The organism is Pseudomonadota bacterium, from assembly GCA_010028905.1.
Classification (GTDB): domain Bacteria; phylum Vulcanimicrobiota; class Xenobia; order RGZZ01; family RGZZ01; genus RGZZ01.
Window position 1 is genome coordinate 1 of record RGZZ01000326.1, and the last position, 5,775, is coordinate 5,775.

Sequence of the window (5,775 nt, forward strand, 5' to 3'; positions counted from 1 at the left end):
GACCCAGATCACGCTGCAGTTCACCCTCGCGCGCAACATCGATGCCGCCGCGCAAGACGTACAGGCCGCCATCACCGCGTCGGCCCGGCAGCTTCCCCCGGACATGCCCTCTCCCCCCACCTACCAGAAGGTGAATCCCGCCAACCAGCCGGTTCTCTACCTCGCGCTCAGCTCCGACACGCTGCCCCTCTCCACGGTCGATGAGTACGCCGAGACCTACGTGGCCCAGCACATCTCGATGGTGGGCGGCGTGGCCCAGGTGCAGGTCTTCGGGCAGCAGAAGTACGCGGTGCGGGCGCAGCTCGACCCGCGGGCGCTGGCCACGCGCGGCATCGGCTTCAACGACGTGGTCACGGCCATGGGAACGGGCAACGTCAAGCTCCCCACGGGAACCCTGTACGGCCCGTTCCTCGCCTACCAGGTGCAGGCCAACGATCAGCTGCCCGACGCCGCCGCCTGGCGCGATCTCGTGGTGACCTATCGCGACGGCGCCCCCGTTCGCCTGCGCGATCTGGGGAAGGTGATCGACAGCGTCGAGAACGACAAGCTCGCCGGATGGACCGGCCCCACCGTGACCACGCCGCCCCGCGGCGGACAGCCCTTCACCCCCCACGGCAGCAAGGCCGCCGTGCTGCTGGCCGTGCAGCGCCAGCCCGGGACGAACACGGTGCAGGTCATCGATGACATCAAGAAAGCCCTGCCAGAGATAGCGTCGAAGATCCCCGCCGCCGCAAAGGTCGAGGTGCTCTACGACCTGTCAGACGCAATTCGCGAATCGGTGAAGGATGTCGAGCTCACGCTGCTGGGCACCATCGCGCTCGTGATCGCCGTCATCTTTGTCTTCCTGCGCAGCTTCTCGGCCACCGTGGTGGCCAGCATGGCTCTGCCCATGTCCATCGTGGGCACCTTTGCGGCAATGTCGCTGCTCGGGTTCTCGCTCAACAACCTCACACTCATGGCCCTCACCCTGTCGGTGGGCTTCGTGGTCGATGACGCCATCGTGGTGCTCGAGAACATCGTGCGCCACATGGAGCATGGCGAGCCCCCCATGAAGGCCGCGCTCGACGGCGCGCGTGAGATCGGGTTCACCATCGTGTCGATGACCCTCTCGCTGGTGGCCGTGTTCATCCCGGTGCTTCTGATGGGGGGCATCATCGGACGGCTCTTCCAGGAGTTCTCCGTCACCATCAGTGTCGCAATCCTCGTCTCTGGATTCGTGAGCCTGTCGCTCACCCCCATGATGTGCAGCCGCTTCATGCGAGGGCCCAACCAGAACCCACGCGGATTTACCGCGCTCACCGAGCACCTGTTCGAGGCCTGGGTCTGGTTGTACGCGAAGACGCTGCGCCTCGTCATGCGGCTGCGGCTGCTCACCCTGCTGATCTCGGTGGCGCTGGTGGGGGTCACCGCGTGGCTCTTCGTCGTCTGCCCGAAAGGCTTCATGCCCAGCGAGGACACGGGACAGCTGGTGGGCTTCACCGAGGGGGCGCAGACCGTCTCGTTCGACGACATGGTGGCCCACCAGAGGCGGCTCACCGATGTCATCGGTTCCGATGAGAACGTGGCCGCGTACCTCTCGAGCGTGGGCAGCGGCGGCGCGAGCCCCACGGCCAACCAGGGCGTCGTGCAGATCTACCTGAAGCCCCGCGACAGGCGCACGCTGAGCGCAGACGACGCCATGCTCGCGCTGCGTCGGAAGTGCGATGACATTCCCGGGCTGCGCGTGTACCTGCAGAACCCGCCGGCCATCAATGTGGGTGGCATGGTCACCAAGAGCCCGTATCAGTACAGCCTGCTCTCGCCCGATCTGAAGACCCTCGAGGAGGTGACGCCAAGACTCGTCGCCGCCCTCGCCAAGGTGCCCGGCCTGACCGACGTGACCAGCGATCTGCAGGTGGGGGCGGCCCAGGTCACCATCGATGTCGACCGCGATAAAGCCGCGCTGCTGGGCATCACCGCCGATCTCGTCGACCAGACCCTGGGCGACGCCTACGCCACGAAGCAGGCCTCCACCATCTACGCGCCGAGCAATGAGTACAAGGTCATCGTCGAAGTCGAGCCCCGCTTCTACAAGGACCCGAGCGTGCTGTCGCAGCTGTACCTGCGTCCCGCTTCCCCCGCAAGCCCTGCTGGCCCCACCACGTTCTCGACGCTCCCCGGCGTGCGGGCGCCGGGCGCGCCGCTGGTTCCGCTGTCGACCATCGCACGTTTCAAGACCGACGCAACCCCGCTTCTCGTGAACCACATCGGGCAGCTCCCCTCGGCAACAGTGTCGTTCAACCTCACGCCCGGCGTGGCTCTGGGCGACGCACTGCCCCAGGTTCAGAAGGTCGCCGCCAACGTGCTCCCCGCAAACGTGACGGGCGGGTTCCAGGGCACCGCACAGGCCTTCCAGGACGCGTTCACCGGTCTGTGGGCGCTGCTCGCACTGGCCATTCTGGTGATCTACATCGTGCTGGGCATATTGTACGAGAGCTTCCTTCATCCGATCACGATCCTGGCGGGCCTGCCTTCGGCCGGCCTGGGCGCGCTGCTGACCCTGCGCCTCTTCGGCCTCGACCTCGACGTGTACGGCTTTCTCGGGCTCATCATGCTCGTGGGCATCGTCAAGAAGAACGCCATCATGATGATCGACTTCGCCCTCGAAGAAGAGCGCGAGCGAGGGCGCTCGCCCGAAGAGGCCATCACGGCGGCGTGCCTCGTGCGGTTCCGCCCGATCATGATGACCACCATGGCCGCGCTCATGGGCAGCCTTCCCATCGCCCTCGGGTGGGGTGCAGGCGCTGAGTCGCGGCGTCCGCTCGGCCTCGCCGTGGTGGGCGGCCTGCTGGTCTCGCAGCTGCTGACGCTCTACATCACGCCCGTGGTGTATCTCTACCTCGAGAAGCTCAGCGCGCTGTTTCGCCCGCCGCAGGCTGATCAGCGGCGCTGGAACTCCGGAGACCCCAGCAGCAGCCCGAGCAGCTGACGATAGTCGGGCTTCTTTGTGTTGAGCGCCTGAAGAACGCTGCCGCGGGTGGCATCGCTCATCTCGCGGTAGAGAACGGCGTGGTCGAGCAGGCGCTGAACGCGAACATCGAGCGCGACTGCGGGCGGCTTCGAAGCCTGCGGCGGAAGGCCTTTGAACAGGCGGGTGATATCGACCTTCACGCCCCTGATCTGATCTTGCGCGAGCGCCACGCACAGATTCAGGCGCGCCAGCAGGCTGCCTGCGCTCAGCCAGTTCTCGGCACGATCGATGTAGCCGGTGGGCGGCACGCAGAGATAGAGCGGCATGCCCATCTGCTGCAGCTGCTGGTTGAGCACCTGCGCATTCTGGAGATCTCCATCAACGGCGCGCAAGGCGCTGACCACGAGATGAAAGGGCGTCTTCACCTTGGCGCGCCACGCCTTGCGCGACCAGAACGCTGCGGTGTTGAACAGCGTCGCGATGGCGCGGCGCGTGTCACCATCGCTGCGGCTGAACGACCGCGCCACCTGATCGATGGCGTCGACGGGCGGGTCATCGCCGATGAGCTCGCGGCACAGCTTCTTGGCAAGAAAGCGGGCAGTGCTGGGATGGGCGGCAACGATGTCGAGCACCATCTCGCCGTCATTGACCCCGCCGCCAGCGGGAATGGTGTGCCCGAGCACGACCTTCTCCCCATTGTCGTGCCAGTCCTTACGAAACGTGAAGGCCAGGTTCTTGTCGATGGTCCACCCGGTGAAGCAGCGGGCTACCTCGACCACATCGCGCTGGGTGTAGCCGCCGTCGACCCCGAGGGTGTGCAGCTCGAGCAGCTCGCGGGCATAGTTCTCGTTGAGCCCGCCTTGCTTCTTGGCGCCGGATCTGGCAGGCGCTTCGGCACGGGAAACGGAGTTGTCGAGGTAGACCAGCATGGCGGGGCTGTGCGCCACCGCCCCCAGCAGGTCACGAAAGCGTCCCAGGGCGCGGGGGCGGATGGTGTCACGCTCGAAGGCCAGCAGCAGCCATTTGTCGCTGCTCTTGTGATAGTAGATGTTGAAGTGGTTCATGAAGAAGTCGACCATGACCTCGAGCACCTGACGTCGAGAGTGCACAGCGCGCACAAGTCGCTGCTGCTGCATCTCAGCGAGGAGCGCGTTGCTGTCGCCGAAGTAGGATGGCGGGTCGTTCGGCTTCTCCTTCTTCATCTTCGCCACGTCACCCGGATCAGGATAGCGCTGGCGCATCTGCCCAGGGGGTACCCGCAGGCTCTTGAAAGCACGAAGGCGCGCCTCGGTCTGGCGGTCATCGATGGTCTCGGGGTCGAGCTGCTGCTGCAGGTACATGAAGAGGCCCAGGCGTTCCACCTCTTCCACCTGCCCGAAGCGCGCGCCGTATCCGCCACGGTCGAGAAAGTGCACCAACCGCTGGTGGTCATCGAGCGGACCATCGACGCGAGGCGCGGTGGAGGGCGCGGCGGGTACAGCAAAGGCGGGAGCGCATCGACCGGCACACCCGCACCATGTGAGACCCGCCACAATCAAGACCAAGACGAGCATCGAACCGCATCGCTCGGGTCGCATGACATGAACCCTCCAGCACTGGCGCGAGATGGCGATACAGGTTCGCCCGCGTCGCGCGCTGCGCCTGCGAGCCTCGAGAACGTGTCGACGTGTTCACATCTGCGAAACCAGCACGCCCCTGATCTGGGTTACGGTACACGCTGACTTCACTGTTTGAGGTCTGCCATGTCCACGTCCATGCTGTTCACACACCCCGTCACGCCCACCGTGCCGCGCCTCGCGCGTCTCGCGCCCCAACGGGCTGCTCAGCCCGTCGAAGCCCCTCCCAAAGACACCCCCTAGCAGCGTCTGAAGAGCTCCCCCGTGGGGCGTTTCGTGAGCGAGAACCCCCTGCTCAGCGGCGTCGCGGGGGTGGGGGCCGCAATCGTCACCGCGGGGGCCTCATCGCAGTCGGCGGTGTTCTCTGATGTGGCGCAGTACGGCATCGTGCCCGCGGTGAGCGCCGGCGTGGCTCTGGTGGGGGCCGCGGCGGCACACGACGCAGTGGTCAACGACCTCGAGGCCCATCCCCTGCGCGCGGCCTGGAAGATCACCGCGGGCAGCACAGCCGCCCTCGGTGGCACGCAGGTGGTCGGCGCCATCTACCACATCCCGGTGCTCAACCGCGCCCTCACCGGCACCCTCGAAGCTCTCGTGAACAACGCCGAGGGCATCGCGGGCCTCAGCGTCATGGCCGGAGGCGCGGCCGCAGGGCAGTTCGCAGCCGAGCGGCTCACGCAGGCCGCACACCACGCCGAGCATCGGGGCGCCAACGCACTGCTCGGGCTGAGCAGCGCCGCAGGGTCTGCCGGCGGGCTGCTGGGTGGCCTCGAGCTGGTGGGGCGACAGTACGGGGTAGCCGGCCTCGACCACATCTTCACCCACACCCTCAAGACCCTGGCCGCCTCAAATGCCGGTGCGGTGGCCGCGGGTGGCTTCCTGCTGGCGGGCGGCGCGGTGCTCACCCAAGAAGCGGTGAACGACATCGCCGCTAGGCAGAACGCGGTGATCACCGCGGCCGAGGGCAGCGGGGCCGTTTCCACCGCCCTGGGAGGCGCCGAGCTCGTCGGGCACGGCCTGGGCATCGAGGCGCTGCATGGGCTGTTCACCCAGCACCTCGACGTGCTCAGCTCGACAGCCCTGACCGCGCTGGGCGCGGCCGTCACCCGGGAAGCCGCAGACAGCATCGCCAAGGAGGGCCCCACGCTGGGCAACCATGTCCTCTGGTTCCTGGACGCCGTTAGGTGCTGTGTATCGCAGCACCGTGGG

General features: G+C 66.8%; 3 protein-coding genes. 2 read left to right on the forward strand and 1 reads right to left on the reverse strand.

The window, feature by feature from the left end:
- On the forward strand, nt 1–2,968 hold a 2,968-nt coding region (locus EB084_18165; GenBank protein NDD30186.1), incomplete at its 5' end, for an acriflavine resistance protein B.
- On the opposite strand, the gene EB084_18170 is transcribed toward EB084_18165, so the two are convergent.
- The gene (locus tag EB084_18170) at nt 2,920–4,527 is read right to left on the reverse strand and encodes a DUF1800 domain-containing protein (protein ID NDD30187.1); all 1,608 of its coding nucleotides are present in this window, start codon (nt 4,525–4,527) and stop codon (nt 2,920–2,922) included. The two genes, EB084_18165 and EB084_18170, sit on opposite strands and share 49 nt — an antisense overlap.
- A 303-nt stretch (nt 4,528–4,830) precedes the next feature.
- Between EB084_18170 and EB084_18175 the strand changes: the two genes are divergently transcribed.
- Nucleotides 4,831–5,775: hypothetical protein (locus EB084_18175; protein ID NDD30188.1), on the forward strand; the 945-nt coding region annotated here is incomplete at its 3' end.

Excerpts from the sequence above, each read along its gene's own strand:
- EB084_18170 (NDD30187.1), bottom strand. The coding sequence starts at position 4,527 with ATGCGACCCGAGCGATGCGGTTCGATGCTCGTCTTGGTCTTGATTGTG.